This window comes from Curvibacter sp. PAE-UM (assembly GCF_001432305.1).
Taxonomy (GTDB): Bacteria; Pseudomonadota; Gammaproteobacteria; order Burkholderiales; family Burkholderiaceae_C; genus Hylemonella.
The window spans coordinates 2,455,739-2,472,625 of the sequence record NZ_KQ483358.1; the positions used below are offsets into that span (position 1 = coordinate 2,455,739).

At 65.7% G+C, this 16,887-nt stretch carries 17 protein-coding genes; 11 read left to right on the plus strand and 6 right to left on the minus strand.

Annotated features, from left to right (window positions below; translation table 11 throughout):
• Positions 1-2 precede the first annotated feature (2 nt).
• The 4 genes from truB to AO057_RS11900 are packed head-to-tail and all read left to right on the plus strand — an operon-like array spanning position 3 to position 4,862.
• On the plus strand, positions 3-953 hold the full coding sequence (gene truB, locus AO057_RS11885) for a tRNA pseudouridine(55) synthase TruB (protein WP_057676153.1): 951 nt from the start codon (positions 3-5) through the stop codon (positions 951-953).
• Entirely contained in the window at positions 950-2,779 is a 1,830-nt protein-coding gene (gene typA, locus AO057_RS11890; RefSeq protein WP_057676154.1) for a translational GTPase TypA, read from the plus strand. The genes truB and typA overlap by 4 nt, the downstream gene beginning before the upstream one ends.
• A gap of 23 nt (positions 2,780-2,802) precedes the next feature.
• On the plus strand, positions 2,803-3,678 hold the full coding sequence (locus AO057_RS11895; protein ID WP_057676155.1) for a DMT family transporter: 876 nt from the start codon (positions 2,803-2,805) through the stop codon (positions 3,676-3,678).
• A complete protein-coding gene (locus AO057_RS11900; protein ID WP_057676156.1) occupies positions 3,675-4,862 on the plus strand; it encodes an enoyl-CoA hydratase/isomerase family protein in 1,188 nt (395 codons plus the stop codon). Before AO057_RS11895 ends, AO057_RS11900 begins: the two co-directional genes overlap by 4 nt.
• A 10-nt stretch (positions 4,863-4,872) precedes the next feature.
• Here the strand turns inward: AO057_RS11900 and AO057_RS11905 are convergent, their stop codons facing one another.
• The 4 genes from AO057_RS11905 to smpB all read right to left on the minus strand — a co-directional run bounded on the left by AO057_RS11905 (position 4,873) and on the right by smpB (position 7,255).
• A complete protein-coding gene (locus AO057_RS11905) occupies positions 4,873-5,682 on the minus strand; it encodes an anti-sigma factor family protein (protein ID WP_057676157.1) in 810 nt (269 codons plus the stop codon).
• A 16-nt stretch (positions 5,683-5,698) separates the two neighbouring features.
• Positions 5,699-6,244 carry an RNA polymerase sigma factor gene (locus AO057_RS11910; RefSeq protein ID WP_057676158.1) on the minus strand — a complete coding sequence of 182 codons (546 nt, stop codon included), beginning with the start codon at positions 6,242-6,244 and terminating at the stop codon, positions 5,699-5,701.
• A gap of 47 nt (positions 6,245-6,291) precedes the next feature.
• Entirely contained in the window at positions 6,292-6,687 is a 396-nt protein-coding gene (locus AO057_RS11915; protein WP_057677274.1) for a COG4315 family predicted lipoprotein, read from the minus strand.
• Between the two features lie 94 nt (positions 6,688-6,781).
• Positions 6,782-7,255 (minus strand): SsrA-binding protein SmpB, encoded by a 474-nt coding sequence (gene smpB / locus AO057_RS11920; protein ID WP_057676159.1) that lies wholly within the window; start codon positions 7,253-7,255, stop codon positions 6,782-6,784.
• A gap of 65 nt (positions 7,256-7,320) precedes the next feature.
• Here smpB and AO057_RS11925 point away from each other — a divergent pair, with 65 nt between their 5' ends.
• Positions 7,321-7,764: a type II toxin-antitoxin system RatA family toxin gene (locus AO057_RS11925; RefSeq protein WP_057676160.1), complete on the plus strand. Its 444-nt coding sequence runs from the start codon at positions 7,321-7,323 to the stop codon at positions 7,762-7,764.
• Between the two features lies 1 nt (position 7,765).
• Positions 7,766-8,101 carry an RnfH family protein gene (locus AO057_RS11930; protein WP_057676161.1) on the plus strand — a complete coding sequence of 112 codons (336 nt, stop codon included), beginning with the start codon at positions 7,766-7,768 and terminating at the stop codon, positions 8,099-8,101.
• Here AO057_RS11930 and AO057_RS11935 read toward each other — a convergent pair whose 3' ends face one another.
• On the minus strand, positions 8,102-8,587 hold the full coding sequence (locus AO057_RS11935) for a DUF4124 domain-containing protein (protein WP_057676162.1): 486 nt from the start codon (positions 8,585-8,587) through the stop codon (positions 8,102-8,104). It abuts the gene before it with no gap.
• Positions 8,588-8,713: 126 nt separating this feature from the next.
• On the opposite strand from AO057_RS11935, the gene guaB reads away from it, so the two are divergent.
• Together guaB and guaA are read left to right on the plus strand one after the other, a co-directional pair.
• On the plus strand, positions 8,714-10,183 hold the full coding sequence (gene guaB / locus AO057_RS11940; RefSeq protein ID WP_057676163.1) for an IMP dehydrogenase: 1,470 nt from the start codon (positions 8,714-8,716) through the stop codon (positions 10,181-10,183).
• 84 nt (positions 10,184-10,267) lie between these two features.
• Complete coding sequence (gene guaA / locus AO057_RS11945; RefSeq protein WP_057676164.1) at positions 10,268-11,881, plus strand: glutamine-hydrolyzing GMP synthase; 1,614 nt, start codon at positions 10,268-10,270, stop codon at positions 11,879-11,881.
• Between the two features lie 30 nt (positions 11,882-11,911).
• Here the strand turns inward: guaA and AO057_RS11950 are convergent, their stop codons facing one another.
• Complete coding sequence (locus AO057_RS11950) at positions 11,912-13,750, minus strand: PcfJ domain-containing protein (RefSeq protein ID WP_057676165.1); 1,839 nt, start codon at positions 13,748-13,750, stop codon at positions 11,912-11,914.
• A gap of 120 nt (positions 13,751-13,870) precedes the next feature.
• Between AO057_RS11950 and AO057_RS11955 the strand changes: the two genes are divergently transcribed.
• Genes AO057_RS11955 through AO057_RS11965 form a run of 3 tightly spaced genes read left to right on the plus strand, consistent with a single transcriptional unit; the run spans position 13,871 to position 16,881 of the window.
• The gene (locus AO057_RS11955; protein ID WP_057676166.1) at positions 13,871-14,491 is read left to right on the plus strand and encodes an FMN-binding negative transcriptional regulator; all 621 of its coding nucleotides are present in this window, start codon (positions 13,871-13,873) and stop codon (positions 14,489-14,491) included.
• Entirely contained in the window at positions 14,481-15,860 is a 1,380-nt protein-coding gene (gene tadA / locus AO057_RS11960) for a tRNA adenosine(34) deaminase TadA (RefSeq protein WP_057676167.1), read from the plus strand. The genes AO057_RS11955 and tadA overlap by 11 nt, the downstream gene beginning before the upstream one ends.
• A gap of 10 nt (positions 15,861-15,870) precedes the next feature.
• Positions 15,871-16,881, plus strand: coding sequence for an LD-carboxypeptidase (locus AO057_RS11965; RefSeq protein ID WP_057676168.1), 1,011 nt, complete (start codon positions 15,871-15,873; stop codon positions 16,879-16,881).
• Positions 16,882-16,887: the final 6 nt, after the last annotated feature.

A 16,887-nucleotide genomic window follows, 5' to 3' on the forward strand; every position in this document is an offset into this window, starting at 1 on the left:
GCATGCAAGCGCCACGCACCAGGGTGCAACGGCGCCCTGTGCATGGGGTGCTCTTGCTGGACAAACCGCTCGGAATTTCGAGCAACAACGCTTTGCAGAAAGCCAAGTGGCTCCTGCGTGCCGAAAAAGCCGGCCACACCGGCACGCTCGACCCGCTGGCCACCGGCGTGCTGCCCATCTGCTTCGGCGCCGCCACCAAGTTCAGCCAACTGCACCTGGATGCCGACAAGACCTACGAGACCACGGTGCGACTGGGCGTGCGCACCAGCACGGCCGACGCCGAAGGTGAGGTCGTCGAAACCCGTCCGGTGACCTGCACCCTGGGCCAGGTGGTCGAGGTGCTGGACCAGTTCATGGGGCCGATCCGCCAGGTGCCGCCCATGCACAGCGCGCTCAAGAAGGACGGCAAGGCACTGTACGAATATGCCCGCGAGGGTGAGACCGTCGAGCGCGAGCCGCGCGACGTGGTGATCCACGAGCTGGAACTGCTGGAGGTCCAGTTGCAGGGCGATGAGCCGTTTCTGCGCCTGCACGTGAAATGCAGCAAGGGCACCTACATCCGCACGCTCGGTGAGGACATCGGCGAGGCCCTGGGCTGCGGCGGCCACCTGGTGGCACTGCGACGCATCGCGACCGGCCCCTTCGACCAGGCCCAGTGCGTGACCCTGGAAGGGCTGGAGAGCATGGACGAGGCGCAGCGCCCCGTGCAGCTCAAACCGGTCGATGCGCTGCTGGACGGTCACACCGCCGTCACCCTGGACACGGAGAATGCCGGTCGTTTCCTCAGCGGTCTGCGCCGGCGCGGCAGCTGGCCCGATACCGAACAAGTGGCTGTCTACGGCAGCCAACCCCATGCCTTGCTGGGCACCGCCCATGTCAAGGCGGGGGAACTCATACCCGGGCGTCTGTTGAGCCCGATCGAAATCCAACAAATCCTGGAAAGCCAACCATGAGCCATAAACAGATCCGCAACATCGCCATCATCGCCCACGTCGACCACGGCAAGACCACCATGGTGGACCAGCTGCTGCGTCAGTCCGGCACCTTTGCCGAACACGAGAAGGTCGTCGACACCGTGATGGACAACAACGCCATCGAAAAAGAGCGCGGCATCACCATCCTGGCCAAGAACTGCGCCGTGACCTGGGAAGGCACGCACATCAACATCGTCGACACCCCCGGCCACGCCGACTTCGGCGGCGAGGTGGAGCGCGCACTAAGCATGGTGGACGGCGTGGTGCTGCTGATCGACGCGCAGGAAGGCCCGATGCCGCAGACGCGCTTCGTGACCAAGAAGGCACTGGCCCTCGGCCTCAAGCCCATCGTGGTGGTGAACAAGGTGGACAAGCCGGGCGCCAATCCCGACAAGGTGGTCAACGCGGCTTTCGACCTGTTCGACAAGCTGGGCGCCAATGACGAGCAGCTCGATTTCCCGGTGGTCTACGCCTCCGGCATCAATGGCTGGTCCTCGCTGGAAGAGGGCGCACCGGGTGAGCAGTGGGGCCCCGACATGTCGGCCCTGTTCAACACCATCCTCAAGCACGTGCCCTCGCAGAAGGGTGACCCGGCTGCGCCGCTGCAGTTGCAGATTTCCGCGCTGGACTTCTCGACCTTCGTGGGCCGCATCGGCGTGGGCCGCATCAGCCAGGGCACGATCAAGCCCGCCATGGACGTGGTGGTGATGGAAGGGCCGGACGGCAAGGCCGTCAAGGGCCGTATCAACCAGGTGCTGACCTTCCAGGGCCTGGAGCGCGTGCAGGCCACGGAAGCCGGCCCGGGTGAGATCGTGCTGATCAACGGCATCGATGAAATCGGTATCGGCGTGACCATCACCGACCCGTCCAATCCGGCGCCGCTGCCCATGCTCAAGGTCGACGAGCCGACCTTGACCATGAACTTCTGCGTCAACACCAGCCCGCTGGCCGGCCGTGAGGGCAAGTTCGTGACCAGCCGTCAGATCTGGGACCGCCTGCAAAAAGAGTTGCAGCACAACGTGGCCCTGCGCGTCAAGGAAACCGACGAAGAGGGTATCTTCGAAGTGATGGGCCGCGGCGAACTGCACCTGACCATCCTGCTGGAAAACATGCGCCGTGAAGGCTACGAGCTGGCTGTGTCCAAGCCGCGCGTGATGTTCAAGGAGATCAAGGGCGAGAAGTGCGAGCCGATCGAGCTGGTCACCGCCGACATCGAAGAGCAGCACCAGGGTGGCGTGATGCAGGCCCTGGGCGAGCGCAAGGGCGAGCTGGTGAACATGGAGCCGGACGGCCGTGGCCGCGTCCGCCTGGAATACCGCATCCCGGCGCGGGGCCTGATCGGTTTCTCCAACGAGTTCCTGAACCTGACGCGTGGTTCCGGCCTGATCTCCAACATCTTCGACGGCTACGAACCGCACAAGGGCGACATCGGCGGCCGCAAGAACGGCGTGCTGATCTCCATGGACGCCGGTGAAATCTTCACCTACGCCCTGGGCAAGCTTGACGACCGCGGCCGCATGTTCGTCAAGGCCAACGATCCGGTGTACGAAGGCATGATCGTCGGTATCCACAACCGCGACAACGATCTGGTGGTCAACGCCACCCGTACCAAGCAGCTGACCAACTTCCGTGTCAGCGGCAAGGAAGACGCCATCAAGGTCACGCCCCCGATCGATTGCACGCTGGAATACGGCGTGGAATTCATCGAGGACGACGAACTGGTCGAAATCACGCCCAAGTCGATCCGGCTGCGCAAGCGTTACCTGACCGAGAACGAGCGCAAGCGCTTCGGCAAGAGCTTCTGAGCTTCGGGGCGGTCTGAGGGGTGATGAAGCTCACGCACCGGCGTGCCGTGTGGGTGATGGTGGCGGTGGCCCTGATGTGGTCCATCGCCGGTGTCGTCACGCGGCAGCTGGAGGCCGCGCGCAGCTTTGAAGTCACCTTCTGGCGCAGTTTTTTCACGGCACTCTCGCTGCTCGTGATCCTGCCGCTGTGGCACGGTCCGCACGCCGTCTGGTGTCAGCTGCGCAGCGCGCCGGCGGCCCTCTGGTGGTCCGGCCTGTGCTGGAGCGCCATGTTCACCTCCTTCATGCTGGCCCTGACCATGACCAGCGTGGCCGGGGTGCTGGTCATCTCCTCGCTCAATCCCCTGTTCACCGCGCTGCTGGCCTGGCTCTTCCTGCGCCAGCGCATCGCCTGGTTCACCTGGGCGGCCATCACGCTGGCTGGCGCCGGCATGGCCTGGATGTTCGGTGGGCAGCTGGGGAGCGACAGTGGCCTGGGCCTGTTCGTCGCGCTTTTTGTGCCGCTGAGCGCGGCGATCAACTGGATCGTGGTGCAGCACGCCCATGCCAAAGGCGAGGACGTGGACCTGGTGCCGTCGGTGCTGGTCGGTGGCATTCTTTCGGCCCTGGCCACCTTGCCGCTGGCGCTGCCCCTGCAAGCCACCGCGCACGACATCGGCCTGCTGGCAGTCCTGGGTCTGGTCCAGTTGGCCATCCCGTGCACGCTGCTGGTGATCTGCGCGCGCGTGCTCAAGGCACCCGAAATTTCCCTGCTGGCGCAGCTGGAAATCATTTTCGGCATCCTGCTGGTCTGGCTCGGTGCCGGTGAGCGGCCGGCTGCAACCGTGCTGCAGGGCGGTGCCTTGGTGCTGTTTGCTCTGGTCTCCAATGAGTTGATGGTCTGGAAGAAAAAACGATGACATTCCCCATTGCCTACACCTGTCCCGAGGTGCAAACCGAAGTTCGCGGGCATCTCGGCTGCATCACCCTGAACCGCCCACGCGCGCTCAACGCCTTGTCCCTGCCCATGATCCGGGCCCTGGCCGCGGCGCTGCTGGCCTGGCGCGAGGACCCGCAAGTGCAGGCGGTGGCGATCCGCGGCATGGGCAAGGAGGGCGCTTTTGCTGCCTTCTGCGCCGGTGGCGACATCCGCTTCTTCCATCAGGCCGTGCTGCGCGGCGATGCCGAACTGGAGGACTTCTTCACCGAGGAATACGCCCTCAACCACCTGATCCACCACTATCCCAAGCCCTATATCGCCTTCATGGATGGTGTCGTGATGGGTGGCGGTATGGGTCTTAGCCAGGGCGGTGCCCTGGCAGACCCTGCGGGTGAATGTGAAGGCACGGGCCGGGCGAGCCCGTCCGTGCGTGCCAAGGCGCCAAGGCTGCGCATCGTGACGCCGCGTACGAAGATGGCCATGCCGGAAACGAACATAGGCCTGTTCCCCGATGTGGGCGGCGGCTGGTTCCTGGCGCGTTGCCCGCGCCATGGTGGCGAGTGGCTGGCCCTGACCAGCGAAGTCATCGGTGCCGGCGACGCGCTGGCGCTGCAACTGGCCGATGCCTGCTTCGATGCGGCGCACATTGCTGAGGCCTGGGAGGCGTTGGCCGGCCTGGCGAGTTTTGATGCCACCAGCCTGCAGGGTTGGCAGCGCAACTACATCACCGCGGCACCCGCCGCGGCCCTGCCGCTGGACACCATCGCGCGCTGCTTCGAGCAGCCTGACGTGTTGCACATCGTGTTGGCGCTGGAAAAGGAGCCTGGCGAGTGGGCTGCGGCCACCGCGCGCGCACTGCGCACGCATTCACCGCTGATGTTGCAGGTGACGCTGGAGCAGATCCGCCGTGGCGCCGGCATGAGCCTGGCTGACGAACTGCGCATGGAGCGTGACATGGTGCGCCACTGCTTCAACACGCGCCACCTGGAACGTTACATGACAGCGACCGACACCATGGAAGGCATACGTGCCCTGGTGATCGACAAGGACCGGGCGCCGAAATGGAGCCCGCCGCGCCTGGAGGAGGTCACGCCCGCCATGGTGGACGGTTTCTTCGCCTCGCCCTGGCCGGCGCACGCGCACCCCCTGCGCGAACTGGACTGAGTCCCCTGTGTCAGAGCTGGTGGTAGACCGCCTGCGCCAGCTGCAGCAATTGGGGGCGCGTCAGCGTGCCTGACAGCGCGTAGGCAAAACCTTCTTCCACCCAGTAGAAGCCCGGGACCGGGCCATCCGCGCTGTAACGGAATTCCGTGCTGGCACCGCCGCCGCTTACCTTTCCAGGCGTGCTGCCCAGATAAAGCGTCACACGCTCGCCGCGCGCATTCTGGTACATGAACTGGGCGCGGGCGCCTTCGTCGCCTGGCAGCAGGCGGCCGCCGACCAGCTCGTACCCCTGTTCGTTCAGCCGGGGCAGCTTGAGCGGACGGCCCAGGCGTTTGGACAACCACTGCACCAGGTGATCTTCCTGCGCTGAACTCACCTCGACCGGATGGCGGACTTCAGGCACATAGACCGCATGTGCCAGCGCCGCCTGGTGCACGAATTCGCGCGCCGGCTGCTGGCGGGCCAGCAACGCTGCCGATGATCCCTGCTGCTGCCCATGCGTGAACCAGCCCAGGCCAAACGCCAGGGCCACGCTGGCGGCCATGCCCCCCCAGCGCCACCACTGCTGCACCTGCTGGCGGGCGTGCTGGGCCTGGCCAGCGGCGGCCAGCAAGGAGGCCGGGACCGGTTCAGCCAGCACGTCCCCATGCAGGCAACGCAAGGCGTCGCGCTGGCGCTGCCAGGCTTGCAGCGTGGCGCTGGCCTGCGGATCCTGCGCCAGCCGGCGTTGGATGTCGGCACGCTCGCCGGCATCGAGCCGGCCGTCGAGCAGGGCGTGCAATTCGGCTTCGGGGACGGGGTGCTCGGGGCGCTTATCCATGGCGGTCTTCAGTTTCTCATTTCAGGCGCCGCAGGGGCGGCGCCAGGGATTCGGTGGCCGCAACGCTGCGGGCCGGTGGGGGTGCCGATGCGTCCATCAGTTCCTGCAGCCGGCTGCGCGCCCGCGACAGGCGCGACATCACGGTGCCCACCGGCACGCCCGTGATCTTCGCGACTTCGGCATAGGACAGGTCTTCCAGGGTGACCAGCAGCAACACCACGCGCTGTTCCTCGGGCAGGCGCAGCAGGCAGCGTTGCAGGTCGATGGCGCTGTCCGTGGAGGACGCGGGTGCCGCGGGTTCCTGGTCCAGTTCAGCCAGGTCCAGAGGATGGGCCAGGTCACCCTGGCGCACGCGGTGGCGGACCTGGCTCACATACAGGTTGTGCATGATCGTGAACAGCCAGGCCCGCAGATCCGAGCCGACCAGCCACAGCCGCCATTTGGCGCAGGCACGCTCCAGCGTGTCCTGCACCAGGTCGTCGCAGGCCCAGGCCTCCCCGGTCAGCGCGCGGGCGTAGCGACGCAAGGCGGGGATGTGTGCGATCAGGGGTTGCCGGTTCATCGATGGACGAACTTTATACCGCTCACCGGGTCACCGGCCGATCAGGCTCAGGGACGGGCCAGTTGCCAGACCTTGTTGAAGCCGTCGCCGGTGCGGTCGCCCGGTTTCATGTCCTTGGCCCAGAAGTACAAGGGCTTGCCCTTGAGGGCCCACTGCTTCTTGCCGTCGTCGCGGGTGATGATGGTGTAGTCACCGCTGGCCTGGTCTGTGTCGCCGGCCATCAGGGGCGGCCAGTTGGTGGCGCACGGGCCGTTGCAGACGGATTTGCCGCTGCCGGCGGTATCACGGTCGAAGGTGTAGAGCGTCATGCCGTTGGGGCCGGTCAGCACGCCGTCGACCACCTTGGCCGGGCCGGCGGCCATCGAGGCACAGCCAGCGAAAAGGGAAGCGGACAGGGTCAGAAGCAGGAAGGCGCGCTTGGCGCGGGGAGCGGTCAATGCCATGGTCATCTCCGTCGGGTTGCGGCACAAAAGCGTGCTCAACGGGATAAACGCCGGCTGGCCCCGGTTTATTCCATACGCCAGAAAATAAATGAAATCAGCGGCTGCGGCTTTTCATGGCGCGCTCCACCTCGCGCTTGCCCTCGCGATCCTTGATGGTGTCGCGCTTGTCGTGCTCGGCCTTGCCCTTGGCCAGACCGATCTCGCACTTGATCTTGTTGTTTTTCCAGTGCAGGTTCAGCGGCACCAGGGTGTAGCCCTTCTGCTCGACCTTGCCAATCAGGCGACGGATCTCGTCCTTCTTGAGCAGCAGCTTCTTGGTCCGGACGGCGTCGGGCCGGACGTGGGTGGAGGCGGTCTGGAGCGCGTTGATCTGGCAGCCGATGATGTACATCTCGCCGTCGCGGATCACCACGTAGCCGTCGGTCAGCTGGACCTTGCCTTCACGCACGGCCTTGACCTCCCAGCCCTCCAGCACCATGCCGGCCTCGAAGCGTTCCTCGATGAAATAATTGAAGACGGCCTTCTTGTTGTCGGCAATGCGGGCGGGCGTTTCGGGTTTTTTGGCCATGGAGTCTCAAATGGGGGCGGGCAGCAAACTTACAATTCCGTTTGGGCCTGCGGGTCCAGCATTCTATGAAAACCGTCCACAAGTCCGTTCTGATCTGGTACAGCCCACAGGAAATGTACGCGCTGGTCGTCGGCGTGGCCGACTATCCGGAGTTCCTGCCCTGGTGCGATCACGCTCGCATCGTGGAGGCTCATGAGGGCGGCGCCACGGCCGAGGTCGGCATTGCGTTCAGCGGCATCCATCAGAGCTTCACCACCCGCAATACCCACGTGCCGGGCAGCGAAGTGCGGATGGAACTGGTCAAGGGGCCGTTCTCGCAGCTTGAAGGCCGGTGGAATTTCCTGCCTGTGGGTGAGGGCGGCCAGCGCGCCTGCAAGGTCGAGCTGACCTTGAATTACGGTTTTTCCAACGCGCTGCTGGGCAGGCTGGTCGGCCCGGTGTTCGACAAGATTGCCGCCAGCCTGGTCGATGCTTTCGTCAAGCGCGCCGAGCAGGTCTATGGGGCCTGAGATGGACATCGAGATACTGGTCGCCTATGCACCGGCCGCGCGCCAGGTGTGCGAGATCCCCCTGCGCCTGCCGGCTGGGAGCACCGTGGCACAGGCCCTGCAGGCCAGCGGCCTTGCCGGCAGGTATCCGGAACTCGACCTGTTGCATGCGCCGGTGGGGGTCTGGGGACGCAAGGCGACGCGTGAACAGGTGCTGCGTGCGCAGGACCGGGTCGAGGTCTATCGCCCCTTGCGCATCGATCCCAAGGTGGCGCGGCGCGAGCGTTTTGCCAAGCAGGGTGCCGGCAGGGCCGGCCTGTTCGCCCAAAAGCGGGCCGGTGCCAAGTCGGGCTACTGACTACTTGCAGTTCTCATTGATGATGCCCTGCAGGCGTTCGCCTTCGGCGGCGCGGGCGGCTTCGTCCATGAACTCGCGTTCGCCTTTTTCGTTCGTGCGTGCCATGCGCGCGCCGGAATCCAGACCGGTTTTGGCTTGCTGGGCACGGCTACATGTGTCGGCCATGGCGCGGGCGTTGCGCTCTTCATCGGCCTTGCGTTTGGCGGCTTCGGCATCCTCGGTCTGCTTCTTCCTCTCCTGCAGGGATTTGTCGACGCCAGCCGGGGCTGCTGCCGCACCAGGGGCCGCTGCGGGTGCCACTGCCGGCGTCGCGGCGGATCCGCGACCACCGGGGCGCTTGAGGATGCTTTTCTCCGGGATATCGGACGGCGGAGGACGGTCGCTGAAGACCTTGCGGCCGTCCTTGTCCATCCATTGCCATTGGGCGCTGGCCGCGAGCGCATAGAGGCACAGGGCCATGCAGATCAGGGGGCGGATCGGTTTCATGACAGCAGTGTAGCGCCGCCGGGCCGAGTTTTTGATTCCAGGGTGTGCTGGCTGTGGTGTCCCTGCAGCGGGCCAGCGGGGAAACCGGTCGCGAGGCGGGTACAATTCTTCTTTTGGAGCTTAGACATGCGCCTTCTAGGTAAAGCGCTCACCTTCGACGATGTGTTGTTGGTGCCGGCGTATTCCCAGGTCCTGCCCAAGGACACCTCTCTCGCGACCCGTTTCTCACGCAACATCTCCCTGAACCTGCCCCTGGTCTCTGCGGCCATGGACACGGTGACAGAAGCCCGCCTGGCGATTGCCATCGCCCAGGAGGGCGGCATTGGCATCGTCCACAAGAACCTCAGTGTGGCCGAGCAGGCCGCCCAGGTGGCCAAGGTCAAACGTTACGAATCGGGCGTACTGCGTGACCCGGTGGTCATCCCCCCCGAGACCACAGTGCGTGAGGTGATGAAACTCTCCGACGAGCTGGGCGTCTCCGGCTTCCCGGTGGTCGTCGCAGGCAAGGTGGTGGGCATCGTGACGGGCCGAGACCTGCGCTTCGAAACCCGCTACGAGCTGCCAGTGCGCGAGATCATGACCCCGCGCGAGCGTCTGATCACCGTGCCCGATGGCACCACCCCGGCCGAGGCCAAGGCCCTGCTGAACAAGCACAAGCTGGAACGCCTGCTGGTGGTCAACGATGCCTTCGAGCTCAAGGGCCTGATCACCGTCAAGGACATCACCAAGCAGCTCAATTTCCCGAACGCCGCGCGCGATGCCGCTGGCCGCCTGCGTGTGGGCGCGGCGGTGGGTGTGGGCGAGGGCACGGAAGAGCGTGTCGAGGCTCTGGTCAAGGCCGGCGTGGACGCCATCGTGGTGGACACGGCCCACGGCCACAGCAAGGGCGTGATCGATCGTGTGCGCTGGGTCAAGCAGAACTACCCGCAGATCGACGTGATCGGCGGCAACATCGCCACCGGCGCGGCTGCGCTGGCCCTGGTGGAAGCCGGTGCCGACGCGGTCAAGGTCGGCATTGGTCCCGGCTCCATCTGCACCACCCGCATCGTGGCGGGGGTGGGCGTGCCCCAGATCATGGCCATCGACAACGTGGCCACGGCGCTCAAGGGCACGGGTGTGCCTCTGATCGCCGACGGCGGCATCCGCTACAGCGGTGACATTGCCAAGGCCATCGCGGCCGGTGCCGGCACCGTCATGATGGGCGGCATGTTCGCCGGCACCGAAGAGGCGCCGGGCGAGATCGTGCTGTTCCAGGGCCGCAGCTACAAGAGCTACCGCGGCATGGGCTCCATCGGCGCCATGCAGCAGGGCAGCGCCGACCGCTACTTCCAGGAATCGACCGCCGGCAACCCGCAGGCCGACAAGCTGGTGCCCGAAGGCATCGAAGGTCGCGTGCCCTACAAGGGCTCGGTGGTCGCCATCATCTTCCAGATGGCTGGCGGTCTGCGCGCCAGCATGGGTTATTGCGGTTGCGCCACGGTCGAGGACATGCGCAACAAGGCCGAGTTCGTGGAAATCACCTCGGCTGGTATCCGCGAGAGCCATGTGCACGACGTGCAGATCACCAAGGAAGCGCCGAACTACCGCGCTGACTGAGACAAGCACAGCCCAGGCCCGAACCCCCATTCACGGCGTTCGGGCCTTTGCTATTCAGATGGACCGAACCGTTCCTGTACCGCCATGCAACACCAGAAGATCCTCATCCTCGATTTCGGCTCCCAGGTCACGCAGCTGATCGCGCGCCGTGTGCGTGAAGCGCATGTGTACTGCGAGGTCCATCCCTGCGATGTCACGGATGACTGGGTGCGGCAGTTCGCAGCCGACGGCCAGCTCAAGGGGGTGATCCTCTCTGGCAGCCATGCCAGCGTCTACGAGGAAAGCACTGACAAGGCACCGCAGGCTGTGTTCGAGCTGGGCGTGCCGGTGCTGGGCATCTGCTACGGCATGCAGACCATGGCGCAGCAGCTGGGCGGCAAGGTGGAAAGCGGCCACCAGCGCGAGTTCGGTTACGCCGAGGTGCGGGCCCATGGCCACACCGCCTTGCTCAAGGACATCGCCGACTTCACGACGCCCGAAGGCCACGGCATGCTCAAGGTCTGGATGAGCCACGGCGACAAGGTCACGGCCTTTCCGCCCGGCTTCAAGCTCATGGCGTCCACGCCCAGCTGCCCCATCGCCGGCATGGCCGACGAGCAGCGCCGCTTTTATGCCGTGCAGTTCCACCCCGAAGTCACGCACACCGTGCAGGGCAGGGCGATCCTGGAGCGCTTCGTGCTGGAGATCTGCGGCACCCGCGCCGACTGGGTCATGCGCGACCACGTCAAGGAGGCGGTGGAGGCCATCCGCCAGCAGGTGGGCGACGAGGAGGTCATCCTGGGCCTGTCCGGCGGCGTCGACTCGTCGGTGGCCGCGGCCCTGATCCACCGTGCCATCGGTGACCAGCTGACCTGCGTCTTCGTGGACCACGGCCTGCTGCGCCTGAACGAGGGCGACATGGTCATGGACATGTTCGCCGGCAAGCTGCACGCCAAGGTGATCCGGGTCGACGCCAGCGAGCTCTTTCTGGGCAAGCTGGTCGGGGTCAGCGATCCCGAACAGAAGCGCAAGATCATCGGCGGCCTGTTCGTCGACGTCTTCAAGGCCGAAGCCGCCAAACTCAAGGGTGAAGGCGCCAAGGGCGCCAAATGGCTGGCCCAGGGCACCATCTATCCCGACGTCATCGAATCGGGTGGCGCCAAGAGCAAGAAGGCCGTCACCATCAAGAGCCACCACAACGTGGGCGGCCTGCCGGAACAGCTGGGCCTCAAGCTGCTGGAGCCGCTGCGTGACCTGTTCAAGGACGAGGTGCGCGAACTCGGCGTGGCCCTGGGTCTGCCGCATGACATGGTCTACCGCCATCCCTTCCCGGGCCCGGGACTGGGCGTGCGCATCCTGGGTGAAGTGAAGAAGGATTACGCCGACCTGCTGCGCCGGGCCGACGCCATCTTCATCGAGGAATTGCGCTCGACCATCGACCCGATTTCCGGCAAGACCTGGTACGAGCTGACCAGCCAGGCCTTCACGGTCTTCCTGCCGGTCAAGAGCGTGGGCGTGATGGGCGACGGCCGCACCTACGACTACGTGGTCGCGCTGCGCGCCGTGCAGACCAGCGACTTCATGACCGCCGACTGGGCCGAACTGCCCTATGCACTGCTCAAGAAGGTCTCGAGCCGCATCATCAACGAGGTGCGTGGCATCAACCGCGTCACCTACGACATCAGCTCCAAGCCGCCGGCCACCATCGAGTGGGAGTGATCTCCCGCGGGCCCGCGCGGTGAACCGGCCCTAGCCAGTCCAGTACTCCTGTTGCGGCACCAGCAGCGAGGGCGACAGCGAGCCGCTCGACGGCTGCCGCTCGCGAACCCTGGCGAATTCCACGCGCTCGCGCGCCTGCGCGGCTTCCGAATAGGCCCGTGTCAGCTGGCCCGCCGCGTCCAGGAGGGCCGGGTCATGTATCGCCGTGTTGGCCTTGCCACGGATCTGGACCATGTGCCAGGAGCCGTCATGGCCGCGTTGCAGTTCGATGGTTGCGGCGCGCCGGCCGTTGTGGCGCAAGGAGAAAACCCGGGTGGCGCCGCTGGCACAGGCATTGGCATAGGTGCCGATGCAGTGGCGCTGTTCCAGACCTTCCTCGGCCAGCAAAAAACCTGAATCAAGTTCCACGGCGAGGAAGGGTCCCGTGGCATACACCGGTAGCAGGGCGGGCCAGCGCACATCCTTGTCGGGATCGACCGTGATCAACAGCGCCCGGTGCCACTCGTCCGAGCGGCGGCACAGCGAGCGCCAGGTCACCCCCTTGAGCACCGCTGTGTGGGCGTAGACGAAATCGGACACATCCTGCGCCTCATGGGCCAGATTAGCCTCCTCTTCCATGGACAGCCGGGCCCGCATGATGGCACGCAGGAAAATACGTGCATTGTCTTCGCGCAGCGGGCCAGGACGGCCGCGCGTACGGTCGAGGATGCGTTCGACGCCGCGCAAGGCTGGCTGGCAGCGCTCGATCCGCAGCGGTTCGCTTTGCAAGGCGCTCGCCAGCAGATTGATGAAATGGGTGAAAGATCCCAGGATACGGGCCGAAGGCGGGAAGAACTGCAGCACGAAACGCAGCACGGCGTTGTCCTGCTTGATCAGGAAACGCCAGCCTTGCGTGCTCATGCCGGCGGCCAGAAAGCGCGAGCGCACCGTGTCGAAGAAGCCGAACCCCAAGGCCAGCTTCAGCCCGGAGGCCGTGCTCAGGCCGAGGTCGAGCAGGGGCAGGCCGCCGTCGTCCGGCGCGTAGGGCAAGGCCGGCAGATGCGCCGCCACGTGGGCAACCTGCCCGAGATTCGCGTCCGGCCCGTAAATGGCTTGTGCCATCGCCAGCACGGGCGGGGCCAGCGCTTCGCGCAGCAGCGCTCCGCAGTGGGCATCGTCCAGCCTCAGCTCGCCGACCTGCCTGAGCTTGGCCCTGAGGGGGCCGCGCTCCAGCAACAGCCGGGCACGGCCGTGGGCCAGCTTGAGCCTGGACTGCCACGGCCCCGGCCCGGGAAAAGGCGCCGACACGGCATCCTGCAGGGGCAGGACCGGATCGATGCCGTCGGAGTAGGAATGCTGGTGCAGCAAGCCATGCAGGGCCGAGAGATCGTGCGAGGTCAACTGGCGTGCATGGGCCAGGGGCAGGGTGCAGTAGGCGGGCTGGGTGTCGGCCATGTCGCTCCATTGGAAGCGCGCGTGGCGGTTGACAAAGATCTGCAGCGTGCCGGTATCGAGGTCGATCAGAAAACCCCAGGACACGTCACCGCAACTCTTGATGGCCGCCGCCGGCATGAAAGGAAAGCCGGCATGCCAGCCCTCCAGTTCGGGCAGGGCATCAAAGGTCTCCGCCCAGGTGTGAAACGGGCAGGTTTCGCCGAAATGGTCTTCGAAGAAAGCCTGGATCACGGTCTGGTCGGTTTCCCCCGGAAAGGGGCCGTGTTCCGGCCCGACCAGCTTCAGCGTGCGGGCATAGGTGTCCAGACGGGCATCGCTGACGCGGTGCAGGTAGGCCAGCAATTCGGTGAGCACGCTTTCACAGCTGCGCTCGCCGTGCAGTCGGTGCAGCTTTTTCTCGCCGTCTATCCTGAATCCCACCAGCGCGCCGCTCATGCCTGTGCCTGTGTCGTGTCCTGAATTTGTCCCCGTTCCCGGTAAAGGTATCAGAAAACACGCATCGTGTGGCCTCCGCCGGCGCCGTCGGCTCAGGTGCGAGGCTAAACTAGCCGCAACATGTACCTGCCGCCCCAGTTCAAATCCGAGGAACGCGCGCATGCCCAGTCGCTGATGCGTGCGCATCCCTTTGCCAGCCTCATCAGCCCGGATGACGACGGCCTGCCCTATGTGACGCACCTGCCGCTGCACGTGCAGGAGGAGGGCGCCGAGCTCGTGCTGCTTGGCCATGTGGCCAAACCGAACCCGCACTGGCGCCATTTGCAGGCCCGGCCTCAGGCCGTGGTGACCTTCATGGGCCCTCACGCCTATATGTCACCCAGTGTCTACCCGGATCTTGCGCGGGTGCCGACCTGGAACTACCTGGCCGTGCATTGCACCGTGCAGGCCACCCTGGTCGAGAGCGCCGAGGCCAAGGACGGGCTGCTGAAGAAGCTCATCGGTGACCACGAGCCGGCCTACGCTGCGCAGTGGCGCAGCCTGGGCGAGGACTATGCGCACAAGATGCTGGCCGGCATCGTGGCCTTCGAGTTGCGGGTGACGGCGCTGCAGTGCAAGCTCAAGCTGAACCAGCACCGTCCCGAGGCGCATGCGGCGATGAAAGCAGCCTACGCCAAGGGCAACGCGAATGAACGCGAACTGGCGGCCTGGATGGAGCGCCTGGGGCTGCATGGCAACTGAAGCCGACTTCATGGAACAGGCCCTGGCGCTGGCACGCCAGGCCGCCGACGCCGGTGAGGTGCCGGTGGGCGCTGTGCTGGTGCACCAGGGCGTCGTGATCGCGACCGGCCACAACGCGCCCATCGGCAGCCACGACCCCACGGCGCATGCCGAGATCCGGGCCTTGCGCGATGCTGCATCCCGGCTTGGCAACTACCGGCTGGAGGACTGCGAGCTCTACGTCACGCTGGAGCCTTGCCCCATGTGTGCCGGGGCCCTGCTGCACGCGCGGCTCAAACGCGTGGTGTTCGGCGCACCCGATCCCAAGACCGGCGCGGCCGGCTCGGTGCTGGACCTGTTTGCCAACCAGCAGCTCAACCACCAGACGCAGGTGCGGGGCGGGGTGCTGGCCACCGAATGCGGCGCGCTCTTGCAGGAGTTCTTTCAGCGCAAGCGCCAGGACCATAGGCGCGCCAGCCAGCCGGTGCGCGAAGATACATTGCGTACCCCGGAGGAGCGTTTTGTCGACTTGCCTGGCTATCCCTGGCCGCCGCATTACCTCAGTGAATTGCCGGCCCTGGCCGGGCTGCGCCTGCATTACCTGGACGAAGGTCCGCATGATGCCCCGCTCACCTGGCTGTGCCTGCACGGCAACCCGAGCTGGAGCTATCTCTACCGCAAGATGCTGCCTGTTTTTCTGGCCGCCGGCCATCGGGTGGTGGCGCCGGACCTGATCGGCTTCGGTCGCAGCGACAAGCCCAAGAAGGAGTCTGCCCACAGCTTCAGCTGGCATCGCCAGGTGCTGCTGGAGTTCGTTGAACAGCTCGACCTGAACAACATCGTCCTGGTGGTGCAGGACTGGGGCGGACTGCTGGGCCTGACCCTGCCCCTGGCCGCACCGCAGCGCTACGACGGCCTGCTGGCCATGAACACCATGTTGGCCACGGGAGATCAAGCCCTGTCAGCGGGTTTCCTGGCCTGGCGCGAGATGTGTGCCAAAAAACCGGACTACGACGTCGGTCGTCTGCTGGCGCGCGGCAACCCGCAGTTGAGTGATGCGGAGTGCGCGGCCTACAACGCGCCCTTTCCCGATCGTGGGCACCGCGCGGCTTTGCGCGCCTTTCCGCCCATGGTGCCGGAAACCGAAGATGCCGATGGCGCCGCGATTTCACGCCAGGCCCGCGCCTTCTGGCAAAACGATTGGCAGGGCCGCAGCCTGATGGCCGTGGGCATGCAGGACCCGGTGCTGGGCTGGCCGGCCATGCAGAAGCTGCAGAAGACGATACGCGACTGCCCCGAGCCCATGCGCGTGGCGCAGGGCGGGCATTTTGTCCAGGAGCAGGGCGAGTCCATCGCACAGGCTGCGCTGCGCCATTTCCCGCCCCGATAATCAGCGCTTCATGAAGAAACACATCTACATCTTTTCCCCCTCGGGCGCCGTGCGCGACAAAGCCGCCTTCCGGCGCGGCGTCAAGCGCCTGCAGGCCCTGGGCCATGAGGTCGAGATCGACGAAGCAGCCCTGGCCAGCCATCAGCGCTTTGCCGGTGATGACGCCACCCGGCTGGCTGCCATCGACCGGGCGGCTGCCAGTGGTGCCGATGTGGCGATGATTTCACGTGGGGGCTACGGCCTGACCCGTATCCTCCCGGGGATCCACTACAAGCGCGTGGCCAAGGCGATTGAAAAAGGCACGCAGTTCGTCGGCCTGAGCGATTTCACGGCCTTCCAGCTGGCCGTGCTGGCCCGGTCAGGTTCGGTGACCTGGGCCGGTCCCTCGCTGTGCGAAGGCTTCGGGGTGAGTGACCGGGCGGACGTGGCCGATGGGCATGGTGCCGGTGGCCAGAACGGGCCGGACGACATCATGGAGGCCTGTTTCGACGACATGATCCAGGGGCAGGGGGAGGGCGCCGGCTGGCGTCAGGCCAAGGAGCGTGAATCCGATCTGGCCCAGGTCAGTGCTTTTCACGCCCGGCGTCTGGGCGATGCGGCCAACTTCAAGGTGGATGACGGCGTGCTGTGGGGCGGCAATCTGGCCGTGCTGTGCTCCTTGCTGGGAACCCCCTTTTTTCCGGCCGTGAAGGACGGCATCCTGTTTCTGGAAGACGTGGGCGAGCACCCTTACCGCATCGAGCGCATGCTGACCCAGCTCCTGCATGCGGGTGTCCTGGCTCAGCAGAAAGCCATCGTACTGGGGCAGTTCACAGGCTACAAGCTGGTGCCGCACGACAAGGGCTTCAAACTGCAGTCCGTGATCAACTGGCTGCGCAGCCAGCTCAAGGTGCCGGTCTTGAGCAACCTGCCTTTTGGGCACGTACCGACCAAGGTATTGCTACCCGTCGGCCAGGCCTGTGATCTGGTGGTGCAGGGGCGCGATGCACTGCTGCTGTGGGGCCACGCCCACGCGGATTGAAGCCCG